Annotated in this window: 17 protein-coding genes; 7 read left to right on the top strand and 10 right to left on the bottom strand. The window is 64.6% G+C overall.

The window, feature by feature from the left end:
* Window positions 1-294 precede the first annotated feature (294 nt).
* Complete coding sequence (locus LMTR3_RS19475) at window positions 295-1,422, top strand: DUF2336 domain-containing protein (protein WP_065746628.1); 1,128 nt, start codon at window positions 295-297, stop codon at window positions 1,420-1,422.
* A 157-nt stretch (window positions 1,423-1,579) separates the two neighbouring features.
* Here the strand turns inward: LMTR3_RS19475 and LMTR3_RS19470 are convergent, their stop codons facing one another.
* The 5 genes from LMTR3_RS19470 to cobS all read right to left on the bottom strand — a co-directional run bounded on the left by LMTR3_RS19470 (window position 1,580) and on the right by cobS (window position 8,298).
* On the bottom strand, window positions 1,580-2,680 hold the full coding sequence (locus tag LMTR3_RS19470; RefSeq protein WP_065746627.1) for an LLM class flavin-dependent oxidoreductase: 1,101 nt from the start codon (window positions 2,678-2,680) through the stop codon (window positions 1,580-1,582).
* Window positions 2,681-2,956: 276 nt separating this feature from the next.
* A complete protein-coding gene (locus LMTR3_RS19465) occupies window positions 2,957-4,069 on the bottom strand; it encodes an NADH:flavin oxidoreductase/NADH oxidase (RefSeq protein ID WP_065746626.1) in 1,113 nt (370 codons plus the stop codon).
* 117 nt (window positions 4,070-4,186) lie between these two features.
* Window positions 4,187-5,254, bottom strand: coding sequence for an esterase-like activity of phytase family protein (locus tag LMTR3_RS19460; protein WP_065746625.1), 1,068 nt, complete (start codon window positions 5,252-5,254; stop codon window positions 4,187-4,189).
* A 4-nt stretch (window positions 5,255-5,258) separates the two neighbouring features.
* Complete coding sequence (gene cobT / locus LMTR3_RS19455) at window positions 5,259-7,163, bottom strand: cobaltochelatase subunit CobT (protein WP_065746624.1); 1,905 nt, start codon at window positions 7,161-7,163, stop codon at window positions 5,259-5,261.
* 136 nt (window positions 7,164-7,299) lie between these two features.
* Window positions 7,300-8,298, bottom strand: coding sequence for a cobaltochelatase subunit CobS (gene cobS / locus LMTR3_RS19450; protein ID WP_065746623.1), 999 nt, complete (start codon window positions 8,296-8,298; stop codon window positions 7,300-7,302).
* A gap of 280 nt (window positions 8,299-8,578) precedes the next feature.
* Between cobS and LMTR3_RS19445 the strand changes: the two genes are divergently transcribed.
* On the top strand, window positions 8,579-9,238 hold the full coding sequence (locus tag LMTR3_RS19445; RefSeq protein ID WP_065746622.1) for a DedA family protein: 660 nt from the start codon (window positions 8,579-8,581) through the stop codon (window positions 9,236-9,238).
* Here LMTR3_RS19445 and LMTR3_RS19440 read toward each other — a convergent pair.
* Window positions 9,196-10,413, bottom strand: coding sequence for a citrate synthase family protein (locus tag LMTR3_RS19440; protein ID WP_065746621.1), 1,218 nt, complete (start codon window positions 10,411-10,413; stop codon window positions 9,196-9,198). The two genes, LMTR3_RS19445 and LMTR3_RS19440, sit on opposite strands and share 43 nt — an antisense overlap.
* A gap of 74 nt (window positions 10,414-10,487) precedes the next feature.
* Between LMTR3_RS19440 and LMTR3_RS19435 the strand changes: the two genes are divergently transcribed.
* Window positions 10,488-11,579, top strand: a complete 1,092-nt coding sequence (locus LMTR3_RS19435) for a citrate synthase/methylcitrate synthase (protein ID WP_065746620.1) — start codon at window positions 10,488-10,490, stop codon at window positions 11,577-11,579.
* A 190-nt stretch (window positions 11,580-11,769) separates the two neighbouring features.
* On the opposite strand, the gene LMTR3_RS19430 is transcribed toward LMTR3_RS19435, so the two are convergent.
* Window positions 11,770-12,417, bottom strand: a complete 648-nt coding sequence (locus LMTR3_RS19430) for a J domain-containing protein (RefSeq protein WP_065746619.1) — start codon at window positions 12,415-12,417, stop codon at window positions 11,770-11,772.
* Window positions 12,418-12,526: 109 nt separating this feature from the next.
* Here LMTR3_RS19430 and LMTR3_RS19425 point away from each other — a divergent pair, with 109 nt between their 5' ends.
* From LMTR3_RS19425 to LMTR3_RS19415, 3 genes are all read left to right on the top strand, one after another.
* Window positions 12,527-12,805: a BolA family protein gene (locus LMTR3_RS19425; RefSeq protein WP_065746618.1), complete on the top strand. Its 279-nt coding sequence runs from the start codon at window positions 12,527-12,529 to the stop codon at window positions 12,803-12,805.
* Between the two features lie 33 nt (window positions 12,806-12,838).
* Window positions 12,839-13,354 (top strand): P-loop nucleotide/nucleoside kinase family protein, encoded by a 516-nt coding sequence (locus tag LMTR3_RS19420; RefSeq protein WP_065746617.1) that lies wholly within the window; start codon window positions 12,839-12,841, stop codon window positions 13,352-13,354.
* A 147-nt stretch (window positions 13,355-13,501) separates the two neighbouring features.
* Window positions 13,502-13,945 (top strand): hypothetical protein, encoded by a 444-nt coding sequence (locus LMTR3_RS19415; protein ID WP_065746616.1) that lies wholly within the window; start codon window positions 13,502-13,504, stop codon window positions 13,943-13,945.
* A 45-nt stretch (window positions 13,946-13,990) separates the two neighbouring features.
* Here the strand turns inward: LMTR3_RS19415 and LMTR3_RS19410 are convergent, their stop codons facing one another.
* The 3 genes from LMTR3_RS19410 to LMTR3_RS19400 form a co-directional block, all read right to left on the bottom strand.
* Complete coding sequence (locus tag LMTR3_RS19410) at window positions 13,991-15,343, bottom strand: hemolysin family protein (RefSeq protein ID WP_065746615.1); 1,353 nt, start codon at window positions 15,341-15,343, stop codon at window positions 13,991-13,993.
* 61 nt (window positions 15,344-15,404) lie between these two features.
* Window positions 15,405-16,547: a 3-dehydroquinate synthase gene (gene aroB, locus LMTR3_RS19405; RefSeq protein ID WP_065746614.1), complete on the bottom strand. Its 1,143-nt coding sequence runs from the start codon at window positions 16,545-16,547 to the stop codon at window positions 15,405-15,407.
* Window positions 16,544-17,176 carry a shikimate kinase gene (locus tag LMTR3_RS19400; RefSeq protein ID WP_065746613.1) on the bottom strand — a complete coding sequence of 211 codons (633 nt, stop codon included), beginning with the start codon at window positions 17,174-17,176 and terminating at the stop codon, window positions 16,544-16,546. Before LMTR3_RS19400 ends, aroB begins: the two co-directional genes overlap by 4 nt.
* A gap of 143 nt (window positions 17,177-17,319) precedes the next feature.
* On the opposite strand from LMTR3_RS19400, the gene LMTR3_RS19395 reads away from it, so the two are divergent.
* Entirely contained in the window at window positions 17,320-17,466 is a 147-nt protein-coding gene (locus LMTR3_RS19395) for a histidine kinase (protein WP_065746612.1), read from the top strand.
* Window positions 17,467-17,490 lie beyond the last annotated feature (24 nt).

Genomic DNA, 17,490 nt, shown 5'->3' with positions numbered 1-17,490 from the left:
ATGGTCCGAGACGAGCGGAGCGCCCTCTTCCCTTCTCCCCTTGTGGGAGAAGGTGGATTGACGCCGCGGAGCGGCGGCAAGACGGATGAGGGGTCTGTCTCCGCGGAGAGAACCCCTCATCCGGCGCTTCGCGCCACCTTCTCCCACAAGGGGAGAAGGAAGAAAGCGAGCCCCGCAACCTTACGGCCGCATTCCTGCCGCCGCGGAACCCGAATGGTTTACGAATCGTTCAACTCTGCTGCCTATTCTCACGCATCTGCTGCCAGAACCGGCTGGAAACGCTCAGGACGAGCGATGTTGGAACGATCGATCACCGAGGAGGTCGAGGCGGCCATCCAGGCCGGCTCGGCGGAAAAACATCTGGATGCGCTGAGGCAGGTCACGGACCTGTTTCTGCTGTCCGCCGACGGCTATTCCGGCGAGCAGATCGAGCTGTTCGGCGACGTGCTGGAACGGCTGATCCGCACCATCGAGCTGCGGGCGCTCGCCGACGTCTCCGCGCGCATCGCGCTTGCCGAATTGAGCACGCAGCTCGCTTCCGCGAAGCATGCGCCGCCGATCGTAATCCGACGGCTCGCGCATAACGACGAGATTTCGATCGCGCGTCCGGTGCTGACCGAATCGGCGCGGCTGACGGCCGACGATCTGGTGGAATTGGCGCAGACCAAAGGCGAGCAGCATCTGCTGGCGATCTCCGGGCGCTGGTGGCTGACCGAGATCGTCACCGACGCGCTGCTCAAGCGGCATTATCCCTCGGTCAGCCGGCGGCTCGTGACCAATCCCGGCGCGCGAATGTCGGCGAGCGGTTTTGCAATCGTGCTGAAGCAGGCGGAGAGCGATCCGGATCTGGCGGTCGAGACCGGCATCCGCGTCGACCTGCCGGCCGAACAGCGCCGGCAATTGCTGCAGAACGCAACGGAAGCCGTGCGCACGCGGCTGTTGTCGCGCGCGCCGCCACATCTGTTCGAGGAAATCCGCAACGCGATCGCCGCCGCCTCGGCCGGCGCCAGCCGCGAAATGTCGCGCACCCGCGATTTCGCCGCCGCGCGCCGCTTCGTCGCTGCGCTCGCCAAGCACGGCAAGCTGAACGAGCCGGCGCTCCTGGCGTTTGCGAGAGAGCGGAAGTACGCCGAGACAGTCGCAGCGCTCGCCGAACTATCAGGCTCGACCGTCGAGGTGATCCGCCCGGTGATGCAGAGCCTGCGCGACGACGGCGTGCTGATCCCCTGCCGCGTTGCCGGCCTGAACTGGGACACGGTGGCCGCCGTGCTCGACAGCCGCTTCGCCGCCGGCTCGATGGGCCGGCACGAGCTGGCGAAAGCAAGAGAGCAGTACGCCAAACTGACGGTCGAAAACGCTCGTCGCCTGCTGAAATTCTGGCAGGTGCGCCCGGTGGAGCCGGCGCCGAAGCCGCCGCGTTGAGGGACTATATCCACCGTCGTTGCGAGCCACCCGGTCGGCGCGAAGCGCCGCCGGATGACAGGCTCCGCGAAGCAATCCATCTCGCCGCACAACGAAAGAATGGATTGCTTCGTCGCTACCGCTCCTCGCAATGACGGGGAAAGAGTGGAGCGCTCACTCACGCCGCCTTCGTCAAGTCCGCATCGAGATGCTTCAGCCGCGGCATCACCTCCTGCTTCAACAGGCGCAGCGAATTGTGCCACGCTTCCGGCTTGTGCTTGTAGTCGAAGCCGAACACGAGCAGCGTGCCGAAGCCGCCGACCTCGTGATAGATCCGCTCGATCTTCTCGGTGACGGTCGAAGGCGAGCCGACGATCCAGTTGTTGCGGGCGCAGTATTCGGCCGTGACGTCGGAGTCTGCGATATCGGGCGTGGCCTTGAGGTAGTCCTTGAAGCCGAAATGGCCGAGCAGAGGAAGGAAATATTCGGTCATCATCCGGCCCATCATGTCGCCGACCGACAGCCGCCACGCCTCCTCGTCGGTGTCGGCGATGAAGACCTCGCGTACCAGCCGCCAGTCGCTGCGCTTGGGCTTGCGTCCGGTTTTCGCAGCTCCGATCTCGACCGACTCCCAGTGGCTGCCGACATAGGCCGGATTGAGGTTGAGGCTCATCGGGATGTAGCCGCGCTCGCCGGCGAGCTTGAGCGTATCCGAACCCTTGGAGAGACCGGCAACGCCGATCGGCGGATGCGGCGCCTGCAGCGGCTTGAGGTGAGGCTTGAGGAAGTCGAACATCGTGTCGGGCTTGCTCACAGTCCAGAACTTGCCGGTGTGGGTCCAGGGCGCGTCCTCGGTCCACATTTTCAGGATGATCTCGAGTGCCTCGCGCGTCATGTCGCGGTTCTGGCCGGACATGCCATCGACGTTGAACATCGCCCAGTCGCTCGGCAGGCCGCTTGCCGCGACGCCGAAGTTCAGCCGTCCGCCGGAGAGATGGTCGAGCATCGCGACGCGGTTGGCGAGTTCGGCGGGGTGGTGATAGGGCAAGAGGAAGCCGCCGGGACCGAGGCGGATATTTTTGGTCTGCAAAAACGCCTGCGCAAGAATGAGATCGGGCGAAGGATGCGGTTCCCAGGGCGCGGTGTGGTGCTCACCGATCCAGGCTTCCTGATAGCCGAGCTCGTCGAGCCAGCGCAGCGTCTGCAGGTCCCAGTCGTGGCCCTCCTTCAACCCGCACTCCGGCGGATGGGACGGCATCGTGAAATATCCGATCTCCATGGGGCGTCCTCGCTGTATGTTGTTATTGAAAACGCGTCTATCGCGCGCACGCGAAAGCATAGCACGCCGAACGTATGGCCGAGATATGACGAAACGGCTGGGCTGAGGTTCGCGCGGCGGAGTGACGCGCACTTCCCTTCTCCCCTTGTGGGAGAAGGTGGCGCGAAGCGCCGGATGAGGGGTTTGCATCCGCGGAGACAGACCCCTCATCCGTCTCGCTGCCGCTGCGCGCCAGCGATCCACCTTCTCCCACAAGGGGAGAAGGGAAGTGATGCGCTACCGCGTCCCGAACGTCGTCGCGCCGAACAGTGCCTTTTGCGTCGAAGGCTGCGAGCGCCAGTATTGCGGCGGGGCGAACACCTCGCCGCCGAGTTCGGCAGCGGCGTGCCAGCCCCAGCGCGGGTCGTAGAGCATGGCGCGGGCGAGCGCGACCATGTCGGCCTTGCCGGAGGCCACGATCTCCTCGGCCTGCTTGGCTTCGGTGATCAGGCCGACGGCAATGGTGGTCAGCCCGGTCGCCTCGCGGATCGCTTGCGCGAACGGCACCTGGTAGCCGGGGCCGAGCGGAATTTTTTGCAGCGGCGACACGCCGCCCGAGGACGCGTCGATCCAGTCGACGCCGTGCTTTTTCAGCGCCTGCGCGAACTCGATGGTCTGCGCCAGATCCCAGCCGCCCTCGACCCAGTCGGTGCAGGACACGCGAATGCCGACCGGCTTGTCGTGCGGAAACGCCGCGCGCACCGCGTCGAACACTTCGAGCGGGAAGCGCATGCGATTCTGCAACGAGCCGCCATATTGATCGGTGCGCCGGTTGGCGATCGGCGACAGGAACTGGTGCAGCAGATAGCCGTGCGCCGAGTGCACCTCGATCGCGTCGATGCCGAGCCGCTCGGCGCGCTTCGTGGTCGCCACGAACGCATCGCGCACGCGCGCAAGGCCCGTGGCATCGAAGGCAACGGGCGGCGGCTCGCTCTCCTTGTGCGGGATCGCCGACGGCCCCTCCGCCCGCCAGCCGCCTTCGGCCACCGGGATCAGTTGCCCGCCTTCCCACGGCGTGTGGCTCGATGCCTTGCGGCCGGCATGCGCGAGCTGCATCATCACGGCGGCCTTCGAACGCTTGCGCACGGAGGCCAGGATCGGCCTCAGCGCGGCTTCGGTGGCGTCGTTGTAGAGGCCGAGACAGCCCGGCGTGATCCGGCCCGTCGGCTCCACCGCAGTCGCCTCGATACAGAAGACGCTCGCCCCCGACAGCGCGAGCGAATTGATATGGGTGAAGTGCCAGTCATTGGCCTCGCCGTCGACGGCCGAATACTGGCACATCGGCGCCACCATGATGCGGTTGGCAAGGTTAAGGCCGCGCAGCTTGATCGGGGTAAACAGAGCGCTCATGGGCAAAGGGATCCGGACCGGAGGAAGCAAGCCCTATTGTGTAACGAGGCCGCGCCCGCCGCTCAACCCGCGCCCGGCTCAACCCTGCCGGGCGAATATACGGGAGAAGAAGCGGCGCTACTCCACCAGCGCGAATTGCAGCAGCAGATTGCGCTGGATCATCGAAAAATTGTCGTCGGAGATGAGCGTCAGGATCGTTTCGCCCTCCGGCGTGACATGGGCGTCGATGCCTTCCAGATTGTCGATCTCGCTGCCGAGATCGGCCTCGAAGATCACGGGGCCGTCGATAACTGCCCCGGGGGCGATAGAGGCAAGCGCGATGCGGCGGATGCGGATGCCGACGCCGCCGAGCCAGGAGAATTTGCGTTCGAGCAGCAGCAGCCCGCCGGACGGCAGCAGCACCGCGTCGCTGATATCGAAATTGTCGCTGCGGCGGACGCTGAACAGCCCCAGCGTCCTGCCGATCAGGAAGGCCGTGATGTTGCCCTGCGCGTCGAGCCCGCGTTCGGAGATCGCGATCAGCGTTCCCGCCAGCGGCAGGCCCTTCGGCACCACGACGAGCGCCTCGATTCCCTTGTTGCTGGGCAGCTTGCGCACGCCGAGCGGCAACTGAATCAATTCGCCATGCGCGTGGGTAAATCCCTTGGCGAAGTCGAAGCGCAGTATCTGATGGACGCGCTCGAGGCCGACATAGACCAGCGAGCCGTCGAGCGCGAGCGCCTCGGTGTCGTACCAGCCGCGCGAGGTGATCGGCTTGCCGTCCGGACCCAACACCGGCGAAGCCTCGACATCGTCGAGTCCGGTCATCTCGCGGCCCTTGTAGACAATGCGGCCGGTGAACCAGCCCCCCTTGTCGCTGATGGCGATGAAGCGCTCGCCCTTTGGATCCAGCCGCAGGCCGGACAAGCCACCGAAGCCGCGGAACCGCGAGGTCAGGATCAGCCCGCTGCGAAATTCGAGTTCGCCGAACCGCACACGCGAGCGGTCGCGGGTGTCGAACGACTGCAGCGGCCTTGCATTGACGTCGATCGAGACCGGCGCACGGACCGAGAACTCGTCGGGAACGGTCTGCCTCAGTGGCCGCTGAACGGCGGTCTGCGCCAATGCCGCGCCGGGCACGGCCGCCATGGAAAGCCCCGCCGCTGCATATTTCAAAAGGCGGCGGCGGCCTATGAGCGGGGGCATGCGCTCACGAGTGCAGGCGGCGCGGCCGGCGGTGACCGTTGGCAGGCGCGGCGCCGTGAGTTTCGCTGAACAGCTCGGCGAGCTTTTCGGTGATGGCGCCGCCGAGCTCCTCGGCATCGACGATGGTGACGGCGCGGCGATAATAGCGCGTGACGTCGTGACCGATGCCGATCGCGATCAGTTCGACCGGCGAACGGGTCTCGATCTCCTCGATGATGTGGCGCAGGTGCCGCTCGAGGTAGTTGCCGGGATTGACCGACAGCGTGGAATCGTCGACCGGCGCGCCGTCCGAAATCATCATCAGGATCTTGCGCTGCTCGGCGCGGCCAAGCAGTCGCTTGTGCGCCCAATCAAGCGCCTCGCCGTCGATGTTTTCCTTCAGCAGGCCCTCGCGCATCATCAGGCCGAGATTCTTGCGCGAACGGCGCCAGGGCGCGTCGGCGGACTTGTAGATGATGTGGCGAAGATCGTTGAGCCGGCCCGGATTGGCCGGCTTGCCGGCCGCGAGCCACGCCTCGCGGGACTGGCCGCCCTTCCAGGCGCGGGTGGTAAAACCCAAAATCTCGACCTTGACGCCGCAACGCTCCAGCGTGCGCGCCAGAATGTCGGCGCAAGTGGCCGCCACCGTGATCGGCCGGCCGCGCATCGACCCGGAATTGTCGAGCAGCAGCGTCACCACGGTGTCGCGGAAGGTCGCCTCCTTCTCGTGCATGAAGGACAGCGGGTGATAGGGATCGGTGACCACGCGCGACAGCCTTGCGGGATCGAGAATGCCTTCCTCGAGATCGAACTCCCAGGCGCGGTTTTGCTGCGCCATCAGGCGGCGCTGCAGCCGGTTGGCGAGCCGCGCCACGATGCCCTGCAGATGCGCGAGCTGCTTGTCGAGGTAGGAGCGCAGCCGCTCCAGCTCGTCATGGTCGCAGAGATCTTCGGCGGCGATGACTTCGTCGAATTTCGGTGCAAAGGCGTGATATTCCGGGCCGCGCGGCTCGTTGGCGCCGCGCGTATTCGGCCGCGTCGCTTCGCCCGGCGTCTCGTCGTCGCCGAGCTCGCCGTCGTCGAACGTATCTGACGTGGAAGCCTGCGCGCTCTCCATCGCGCTTTCCGACATTTCGTCGGTGGAAGCCTGCGCCTGGTCGGCGCTCATTTCCTGCGCGGCATCGGAATCGGGCGAGCCCTCGGAGCCGGACTGATCGCTCTCGCCGTCCTGATTCTCGTCGTCGTTTTCTTCGTCATCGGCGTCCGCATCGCGGTCGTCGCCGAGGTCGAGCGCCGACAAGAGGTCGTGCACGAGATCGCCAAACTTGGCCTGGTCCTCGGTGACGCGGCTGAGCTTGTCGAGCCGGGTGCCGATCTTGTCTTCCAGCGCCGGACGCCAGAGATCGACCATTTTTTTCGCAGCCGCCGGCGGCGCAAGGCCCGTCAGCCGTTCGCGCACCAGCATCGCCAGCGCATCGGACAGCGGCGCATCGGCGCGATCGGTGATCTCGTCGTATTTGCCGCGATGAAAGTGATCGTCGAGCATCGCGGTCAAGTTCTTCGCCACACCCGCCATCCGCCGCGAACCGATGGCCTCGACACGGGCCTGCTCCACCGCCTCGAACACGCCACGCGCCTGCGGATTTCCCGGCATCAGCTTGCGATGCACCTTGGGATCATGACAGGCGAGCTTCAACGCAACCGAATCGGCGTGCCCCCGCACGATCGCAGCATCCCGCTTGGTCATCTTGCGCGCCGGCTCCGGCAACCGTGCCTTGCCCGGTGCAAGACCGGGGCGCTCGGCCGCGAATGTCACTTCCAGTTCCGGCGCCTTGGCGATCGCGCGCAGGCACGAGGTCACCGCGCGCTTGAACGGTTCGGTCGGGGCTTCCTTGGATCCGGTACGGAATTTGATGTTCGACGTCGTCATTACGTTTCTATCACCCGTCGTCCCTGCGAAAGCAGGGACCCATAACCACCAGCGGTCGTTAATTCACCCGACGTTGGCAACATCCTTCCATCGAAAGTCCTCGGCGTATGGGTTCCCGCTTTCGCGGGAACGACAGCTACGAAAGCGCCACGTTCACCGAACTCTCGGGCAGCTCCTGGTTGAAGCAGCGCTGGTAGAATTCGGCCACCAGCGGCCGCTCCAGTTCGTCACACTTGTTGAGGAAGGTGACGCGGAACGCGAAGCCGATATCGCCGAAGATGTCGGAGTTCTCGGCCCAGGTGATCACGGTGCGCGGGCTCATCACCGTCGACAGATCGCCGTTGGCGAATGCGTTACGGGTGAGATCGGCCAGCCGCACCATCTTGTTGACGATGTCGCGACCTTCCTGGGTGCGGTAGTGATGCGCCTTGGCCAGCACGATCTCGACTTCCTCGTCATGCGCCAGATAGTTCAGCGTGGTGACGATCGACCAGCGGTCCATCTGGCCCTGGTTGATCTGCTGGGTGCCGTGATAGAGGCCCGAGGTGTCGCCGAGGCCGACCGTGTTGGCGGTCGAAAACAGGCGGAACGCCGGATGCGGCTTGATCACCTTGTTCTGGTCCAACAGCGTCAGGCGGCCGGAGACTTCCAGCACGCGCTGGATCACGAACATCACGTCGGGGCGGCCGGCGTCGTATTCGTCGAATACCAGCGCGATGTTGTGCTGCAGCGCCCAGGGCAGGATGCCGTCGCGGAATTCGGTGACCTGCTTGCCGTCCTTGATGACGATCGAATCCTTGCCGACCAGATCGATACGGCTGATGTGGCTGTCCAGGTTGACGCGCACGCAGGGCCAGTTCAGCCTTGCGGCGACCTGCTCGATATGGGTCGATTTGCCGGTGCCGTGGTAGCCGGTGACCATGACGCGGCGGTTCTTGGCGAAACCGGCAAGAATTGCGAGCGTGGTGGCGCGGTCGAAGCGGTAGTCCGAATCGACTTCCGGCACATGCGGGTCGACTTCGGAATAGGCCGGCACTTCGAGGTCGCTGTCGATACCGAAAACCTGCCGGACCGACACCTTCATGTCGGGCAGTCCGACGGGCTCCGAAACTTTGCTCATGGCGGCGGTCGTCATCAATCCTCCGAGGTCCCGGGCATTCCCGAAACCAGATCTGTTGAATGGCTGCGGATGGGGGCTACCGTGAACCTAGCAGAGAGCAGGGGCCGGCAGAAGCCCGCGGCGCAATCAAAGTTCCATTGCCTTATCATTGAGATAAGCCATCTCTCAGGTTTTTGGAGGGCTGCTCTGCGAATCACGCCGCACTTTTGCCATGCGGCGCCCTTGGGCGGACTTTCGGCTTGCGCCCCAAATTGATAGTTTTGGGTCCGGCAGGCCGCCACCCAACAGGAGCCCTGTGACTTCATTCCTTGATTCCCTGATTGCGCTGGTGTCGGCACATCCATGGCTGGCCTATCTCGCGCTCTTCTTGGCGGCATTGCTGGAGGCGGTCCCGGTTATGGGCGCGCTGGTGCCGGGCTCGACCATCATTCTGGCCCTGAGCGCGCTGGTGCCGGGTGGCGAATTGAAACTTTGGGGCGTGCTGGCGGCGGCGATTGCCGGGGCGTTGCTGGGTGACGGTACGGCGTTCTGGGCCGGCCATCGCTCGCAGCGCGAAATCCTCGGCGCCTGGCCGTTGAAGAATTATCCGAACGTGATGGCGCAAAGCGAAGCGTTCTTCCAACGCTGGGGCACATTGGCCGTATTCTTCGCCCGCTTCGTGCCGCCGATCCGCGCCTTCGTGCCGGTCACTGCGGGCGCGCTCGGGATGCCGCCGGGCCGGTTCTATGGTGTCAATGTTCCGGCCGTGCTGGCCTGGGCATTGGCGCATGTGCTACCGGGAGTGCTGGCGGTCTCGGCGCTGCACCACTACGCCGGCCTTCCGCATCATGAGCATACCGGCAAGCATCTCTGGATGCTGGCCGTATTCGCAGCCGCAATCGTCGCGCTCGGGGTCTGGACGCTGCGCCGCCGTCAGGCGCGGACGGGGCTCCGTCCCGGGGCGGGACCAACATAGCGCGCGCGGGGCCGGATCAGCCGGCCATGGCGCAATTGCTCGCAGGCATGCGCGATCCATCCGACCGTTCGCGCCATGGAAAACAGCACCAGTTCATGGCCCGGCGGCAGGCCGAGCGTATGCACCAGCACCGCAAGGGCATAGTCGATATTGACGAACTCGCCGGTCGCTTCGGCGATCCGCTCCGGGATTTCGTGGGTCAGCTTACGGTCCGCGCCCGAGCGTGCCAGCGCCTCCAGGAGCGCCCACGCACGGGGATCGCCATGCTTATAGACCCCATGACCAAAGCCCGCGAAGCGTTCGCCGAGCGCGACGCGCTCGCGGATGACGGGGGCGACCTCGCCATTGGCAAGCGTCTTCAGAAGCTGCGCCGCCAGCACGCCGGCGCCGCCGTGCTTCGGGCCTTTCAGCGCGACGAGACCGGCGATCATGGCATCGTAGAGATTTAGCCCGGTCGAGGCCGCGCAGCGCACGGTGAAGGTCGAAGCATTCAGCTCATGATCCGCCAGCAGCACGAGCGCGCGGCGGATCAGATCGGCCGCGTGCTTGTGCTCCGGCGCCCAGACGCGTGCGATCTGCAAGTGAAGCGGCTTTGCCGAGGATTTGGCGTTCAGCATGGTCGCGACCACGAGGCGCATGATGCGGCCACCTAGCATCGCGCGCTCTTCGTCGGCACGGGTGAAGGCCCGCGGGTCAGCCCTGGCGGCGAGCGCCAGCACGGCGATGGCGCGATCGATCGCATTAGCCCCGCGTGCGGCCTCGGCCACTGCGCGCATTTCGTCCGACACGACGGGACAATTGTTCTGATCGAAGGGGTCGACGCCTGTGACATCCCACAACAGCGTCGCGGCGTGTTCGATCGTGTCGCGCTCGGCGAGATCGATGCAGTTGACGCCGCGATAGATCGCGCCGTCCTCGGTGATGGTTCCGACGGCTGAGTCCATCACCGGCAGATCGGCGTCGAAGCTGCGCAGGCCGCGCGGCTCCGGCGACGGCGCGCGCCGCTCTTTCAGCGTGCGGACGTCCTCGGCCCGGTAGCGGTGGTTGCGAGAATCCTCCGCTGGTTCCGACCGGATCAGGCCACGGCTGACATAGGCGTAGAGGGTCGCCTGGGAGATCGCGAGCTCGGCGGAGGCCTCGCGGGCCGAGAGGTAAAGGCCGGCGGATTTTTTCATATTGATTTACATAATCAAGATTGATCAATTTGTCGAGAGGCCCGACCTTTGACAGCAGGCAAAGGAGAGCCATCATGAACATGCAGATTTCCAAGACCCCGATCGGCCTCGACGGCATTTCGGCCGCCGAAACCGTCCTCAGCCATGTCGACGGCGAGCGCGGCGAACTGATCATCGCCGGCGAACGGGTCGGCGACCTCGCGGGCAAGTCGAGTTTTGAAGGCGTGACCGCGCGGCTGTGGAACGCCGCAATGGGAACTTCGCTCAACGAAGCCAATGTGCGCTCGAGGCTCGGCGCTGCGCGGGAACGCGCATTCGCACGGCTGCCCGAATTGCTGCCGGCAACGCGTGGCATGTCGATCGTCGACGGCTTTCGTGCAGCCGTTGCCGGCCTGCGCGCCGAGAACGGACTTGAGCACGAGGCGACCATCGTCGGCGCATTGCCTGTGATTGCGGGCGCGCTGCTGCAGCGGGCCAAAGGCGAGGACCCGATCGCGCCCGACCCGACCCTTGGCCATGCCGCCGACACGCTGTCGATGCTGCGCGGCCGCAAAGCCGAACCGCGCGAGATCACCGCGCTGGACACCTACTTCGTCACGGTCTGCGACCACGGCATGAATGCGTCAACCTTCACGACGCGCGTGGTAGCCTCGACGCAAGCGGATTTGTTCGCAGCCGTCACGGCCGGCTATTGCGCCCTGACCGGGCCGCTGCATGGCGGCGCCCCTGAACCGGTGCTGGAGATGCTGGACGCGATCGGCTCGACCGAGCGTATCAAGCCGTGGGTCGACAGCGCGCTGGCCCGCGGCGAGCGGCTGATGGGATTCGGCCACCGCGTCTATCGCGTCCGCGACCCACGCGCAGATTTGCTCAAGCGCGCGATCGGGCGGTTCGCAGGAGGCGGCACCGAGCTGCCGTTCGCGGGCGAGGTCGAAGCCTACATCCGCGACGCATTGCGGCGGAAAAACCCCGACCGCCCGCTCGACACCAATGTGGAGTTCTTCACCGCTATCCTGCTCGACGCGCTGAAAATTCCGCGGCAGGCGTTTACGCCGATCTTTGCAGTCGCCCGCGCCGCAGGCTGGACCGCGCATGGCCGCGAGCAGCAGCGTGGCGGCCGTCTGATCCGGCCGAGCTCGGCGTATATCGGGCCAATGCCGAAGTGAGCGGAACCAAAACTTCGTACAAGACACCAGCGGAGCCAAGATCTCCGCTGTCGTCCCTGCGAACGCAGGGACCCATAACCACAAATGTGTATTGTCTCGCGAAAGCCGTCGACCAGAGGAATAAAATCGAGAAGCCGCGGCGTATGAGTCCCTGTGTTCGCAGGGACGACGGGAGATTTGCGTTCAGCGATTACGCCCGCACCACCGTCTTCAGATAATTATACGCCTTGATGATCTCGATCAGGCGGTCCTCGGTGGAACGGTCGCCGCCATTAGCGTCGGGATGGTGCTGCTTGACCAGCGCCTTGTACTTGGCCTTGACGTCGTCGAGCGTTGCCTCGGCGGAAAGCCCCATCACCTGCAGCGCCTTGCGCTCGGCGTTCATCACCTTGCGCGTCTCGGCCTTGGCTTGCGCGCCCGGGCCGGGTCGCCAGCGGCCGCGGCCGTTGAGCTCGGAGAACATGCTGAACGGATCGGCCGCGCCGTCAAAGTCCTCGGCGCTGGGCTGCTTGCCCTTCTTGCCGGCGGTGTTCGCGCCCATCTTCCAGGTCGGGCGATGGCCGGTCAGCGCGTCCTTCTGGTAGCGCGCGACCGCATCGGCGTTCATGCCCTGGAAAAAATTGTAGGACTGGTTGTATTCGCGCACATGGTTGAGACAGAAGTGCCAGTACTCGCGGGAATTCTCCCGGCCCTTGGGCGCGCGATGCGGGCCCTTGTTCTGACAGCCCGCCCACTCGCACATGGCGGCTTCCTCGCGCGCCTGCGCCTGCTGCTTCGCACTCAGCTTGTTGGGCTTGATGCGAATGGAATCGAAGAACTTGGATGAATCAATCGGCATGGCTGACTTTGACTACGCAATGCGCAAGGCTTCAAGTCTTGACATTGCGAATACCTCCATTCGGATGCGCCATTGACGGGAAGCGGACACACAATTATCTGCCGCCATCATGAGCACCAGGGACATTATCATAAACAAGTTGCGTGAAGCTTTCTTGCCGGAAAGCCTCGACGTCGCGGACGAATCTCATCTACATGAGGGCCATGCGGGCCACCGGCCAGGCGGTGAGACGCATTTCAGGGTGTATATCGTATCTGAAGCCTTCGAAGGGAAGAGCCGGGTTGAACGCCACCGCATGGTAAATGCGACGCTTGCGGCGGAACTTGAGGGCTCCGTCCATGCACTCGCCATCAGGGCGCAGGCGCCGGGCGAAACCGCCGGCCGGTAGTTTGGCAACCTGCCGCAACAGTATGAGCGCCCGATGCTGTCGCAGAAGCTGGTAATTTTGGCAGGGCTCCCGGGTTCCGGAAAGAGCACGCTGGCCGAGGGGATTTCGCGCCATTTTTCGCTGCCGCTGTTTTCCGTCGATCCGATCGAGGCCGCGATGTGGCGCAGCGGCCTGCCCCGTGATCAAACGGGAATTGCGGCATATGTCGTGGCGCAGGCATTGGCCGAAGAGCACCTGCGGCTGGGGCAGTCCGTCGTGATCGACGCCGTCAATCCGGTCGAGGCGCCGCGCGCCGCATGGCGGAATCTCGCCGCAAACTATCCAGTGGAGCTAGCGATCATCGAATGCGTTTGCGCGGATGAAGCAACGCACCGCCGGCGCATCGAAGCGCGAATGCGCTCCATCGAGGGAATGACCGAAATTACCTGGGCCGAGGTCGAGAAGCGGCGCACCGGCTATGAAGCTTGGACCGATGCGAGGCTGACGCTGGACACATCGGCGTATCCGCCCGAACGGCTGCTCGCGGAAGCCATCGCCCACCTGACATGAGGTTGTCCGGCAGCTTCCTGTGAAAATCGGCGGAGACGGTAGAACAGTTTTCGCAACTATGAGACAATCATTAAAGCGAAGGTCAAGTTCCGGTTGAACGCGGGGTCGGCTGACCCTGATGCCATCGCAGCTCGATGGGGTCGTCCGATGCGATATTGGGCACGCTTCAGATGGACCGCCGCCGTGGCGCTGCTGGTTGCGGCTTCCCCAATCAGGACGCAGGCGCTCGACATGCCGAGCCCCTTCGTTCAGGAGGTGCTGATCAAGAGCATTCTGGTGACGCTCAACGATGCGGTGGCATCGGACAATTTCACGGTCCTGCACGCCAAGATTTCAAAGCCGTTCCGCGATCAGTTTCCGCCCGACAAGCTGCGGGCCGTCTTCAAGGATCTGGTCGAGAAGCACGCGGTGTTCGACGCGATCGTCGCCAGCCCGGTCATTCCGGAGGAGGACGCAAAGATCGATGACAAGGGCGTGCTGCGCTTGAAGGGCCGCTTCGACACCACGCCGAAAAAGGTGAAGTACCAGCTCGGTTTCATTCCCTCCGACGGCCAGTGGAAGCTCTCTGGCGTCACGATCGATATTGAATAGTCCCACCGTCCTGAGCAGCGAGCGCGCAAATGCGCGGAGAGGCGCTCAGAACGCCGTCCCTGCCCGCTTCGGCTTCGGATATTCCGCGCCGGTTTCGCGCGGCAGCGGCGTGATCTTCAGCGCCGTAATGCGGTTGCGCTCGCGGCGCAGCACGCGGAAACGGCAGCCGTGGAAGGTAAAATTCTGGCCGCGTTCGGGAATCGAGCGCGCCTCGTGAATCACGAGGCCGGCGACCGTCGTCGCCTCCTCGTCGGGCAGATGCCAGTTCATGGCGCGGTTGAGGTCGCGGATCGGCACGGAGCCATCCACTACCACGGAGCCGTCGGCCTGGACGCGGACGCCGGCGACCACGACGTCGTGCTCGTCGGAAATATCGCCGACGATCTCTTCCAGGACGTCTTCCAGCGTCACCATGCCTTCGACCTCGCCATATTCGTCGACGACGAGCGCGAAGTGGGTTTTGCGGCGGCGGAACGCCTTCAACTGTTCGGACAGAGGCCGCATTTCCGGCACGAACCATGGCGGGCGCATGATGGCCGAAACGTTGATGTGCGAGGTATCGCCGTCGGATGCACGGATCGCGCGCAAGAGATCCTTGGCGTGCAGCACGCCGATGATGTTCTCCGGCTTGTCGCGCCAGAGCGGGATGCGGGTGTATTCTGTTGCTAGCACCTCGCCCACCAATTCGTCCGGCGGCAGGTCGGCATTGATCATCACCATCGCGGTGCGATGAACCATGACGTCGGATACCGCCAGATCGCCAAAGCGGAAGACATTTTGAATGTATTCGGCCTCACCGCTTTCGATCCCGCCGTGCACGGCCGATTCTTCCACCAGCCCTTCGATCTCGGAGTCGGTGAGAATTTCGTGCTGCGAGGATTCCTGCACGCCGAGCAGTCGCAGAATCCCGCGCGAGGCGCTGTTGAGCAGCCAGTTCAGCGGCCAGAAAACCAGATAGGACAGATAGAGCGGATACGCGATCCATTGCGATACCGGCATCGGCTCCCTGATCGCCAGCGTCTTCGGCACCTGCTCGCCGACGACGATATGCAGCGAGGAGAACACCAGGAACCCGGCCAGGAACGACACGAAGTGCAAGCTGGCTTCCGACATTCCGAGCGGCATGAGCACCGGTTCGAGCAGCGCCGAGACGGTGGGCTCGCCGACCCAGCCGAGGCCGAGCGAGGCCATGGTGATGCCGAGCTGGCAGCAGGCGAGATAGGCCTCGATATTGCCCATCATGCCATGCAGCAGGCGCGCGCCGAACCGGTCCTGCTCGACCATCGCCTTGATGCGAAACCCGCGGCTCTTGACCAGCGCAAACTCGGCGGCCACGTAAAACGCGTTGGCGGCGAGCAGCAAGATCGCGAGCAGCAGATTGAGCGCGGTCGAACTCATATATTCCTCGTGACGGCCCCGGCCCCGCGCGACGCTTGCGTCAAGCCGCCCGATAATCCCGTCATCCCGACAACTTCTGTTGCAGGAAATCGCGAACCAGCGCCGGCTCGACGTCGTTTGCAACCACCGCGCGGCCGATCGCCTGCAGCAGGATGAAGGTCAGCTTGCCGCGTTTGACCTTCTTGTCCTGCGCCATCAGCGCCATCAGGGCGTCGGCATCGGCCAGCCCTTCCTGGGCAAAGCCTGCGATGTCCTGCAAATGGGTCGGCAGGCCAACGGAAGCAAGGTGGCGCTCGACCCGGGTGGCGTCAGCCTCGGAAATCATGCCGAGTTTCGCTGAAAACTCCGCCGCCAGCACCATGCCGACCGAGACGCCCTCGCCGTGAAACAGGCGGTCGGAAAAGCCGGTCGCGGCCTCCAGCGCATGACCGAAGGTGTGGCCGAGGTTGAGCAGCGCGCGCTCGCCATTTTCTCGCTCGTCGCGGGAGACGATCGCGGCCTTGGCGCGGCAGGAGGTTGCAATCGCGTGCTCGCGCGCCGCGCCACCGGAAAAGATGTCGGCGTGGTTGGCTTCGAGCCAGGTGAAGAAGGCTTCATCGCCGAGCGCGCCATATTTGGCGACCTCGGCGTAGCCGGCGCGGAACTGGCGCGGCGACAGCGTGTCGAGCACCGACGTATCGGCGATCACCAGCACCGGCTGATGAAACGCGCCAAGCAAATTCTTGCCCTGCGGCGAATTGATGCCGGTCTTGCCACCGACCGAGGAATCGACCTGGGCCAAAAGCGAGGTCGGCACCTGCACGAAATCGACGCCGCGGCGCAGGATCGCCGCCGCGAAACCGGCGAGATCGCCGACCACGCCGCCGCCGAGCGCGATCACCAGATCGTTGCGCTCGATCTTCGCCGCGATCAGCGCTTCGGAGACCTTTTCGAGACCGGCGTAGGTCTTTGATACCTCGCCTTCCTCGACGATGACGCGAGACGTCGCGATGCCGGCTTCGGCAAGCGAACGCTCGGTTTGTTCCAGCCAGTGTTTTGCGACGGTGCGGTCGGTGACGATGGCGGTGCGCACGCCGGGGCGCAGCGCGGCGACGCGCGTGCCGAGCGTATCCAGGACGCCGCGGCCGATCATGATGTCATAGGCGCGGTCGCCGAGGGCGACGTCGACCGTGATAGCGGCGGAATGTTTCAGCGGCGCAGTCATGGCGTGACGTTCATCCCGTCGGTTGTTGGCTGGGCGGCCGGGGCGCCGGCACACAGCCGGGCGCGCAGGGCCTCGATGCATTCGTCGACGATTCGATCGTGCGGCACGTCGCGAGACAGAATGGTCACGTCGGCGCTCCGGTAGACCGGCTCGCGCGCTTCGAGCAGGCGGCTGACGGTGGCAGTCGGATCCTCGGTCTGCAGCAGCGGCCGGTCGGCGCGGCGCCTCACGCGCTTCATGATGACGTCGACATCCGCCTTGAGCCAGATCGAGACCGCCTTGTCGCGGATGCGATTGCGGGTCTCCTCGCGCATGAAGGCGCCGCCGCCGGTGGCGATCACGGCCGGACCGCTATCGAGCAGCCGCGCAATCACCCGCGCCTCGCCGTCCCGGAAATGCGGCTCGCCATGGGTTTCGAAAATATCCGGGATCGACATCCCGGCGGCCGCCTCGATCTCGATATCGGCGTCGAGAAATGGCAGTCGCAGCCGCGCCGCCAGCCGGCGGCCGATGGTCGACTTGCCTGCCCCCATCATGCCAACCAGCACAACCGAACGCCGTGCCAGGGCCGACGTAACGTCGGCCTCCTGGGGGGTGCTCGCCTGGGCCGGTGCGACGGTCTCGGACATCAAAAAACTCTGTGGTTTTGCGGATTTCCACCGCTCCGCGACACCTATACTACCCCGACTGACACAGTTGCCAGAGACTCTTGCCACGGGGATGGGAACATGTTGGATGATTTCATTGGTTAATTCGCCGCCCTGAGCCCCCTATGCCCAGCTTGTTCCGCTTTCTGACGGTCGTCGGCGTGATAGCCGGGGTGATCTATGGCGTGATTTTCGCGCTGGCGAATTTCGTCAATCCAAGCCCCCGGGAAATGACGGTCACCATTCCCGCAGACAGGTTCCTCAAGAGATAGCCGCTGACTGCGAGGATCAGACGG

Origin of the sequence: Bradyrhizobium sp. LMTR 3, from assembly GCF_001693485.1 — a bacterium.
Lineage (GTDB): Bacteria > Pseudomonadota > Alphaproteobacteria > Rhizobiales > Xanthobacteraceae > Bradyrhizobium.
This window is presented reverse-complemented; position numbering and strand designations above follow the sequence as displayed.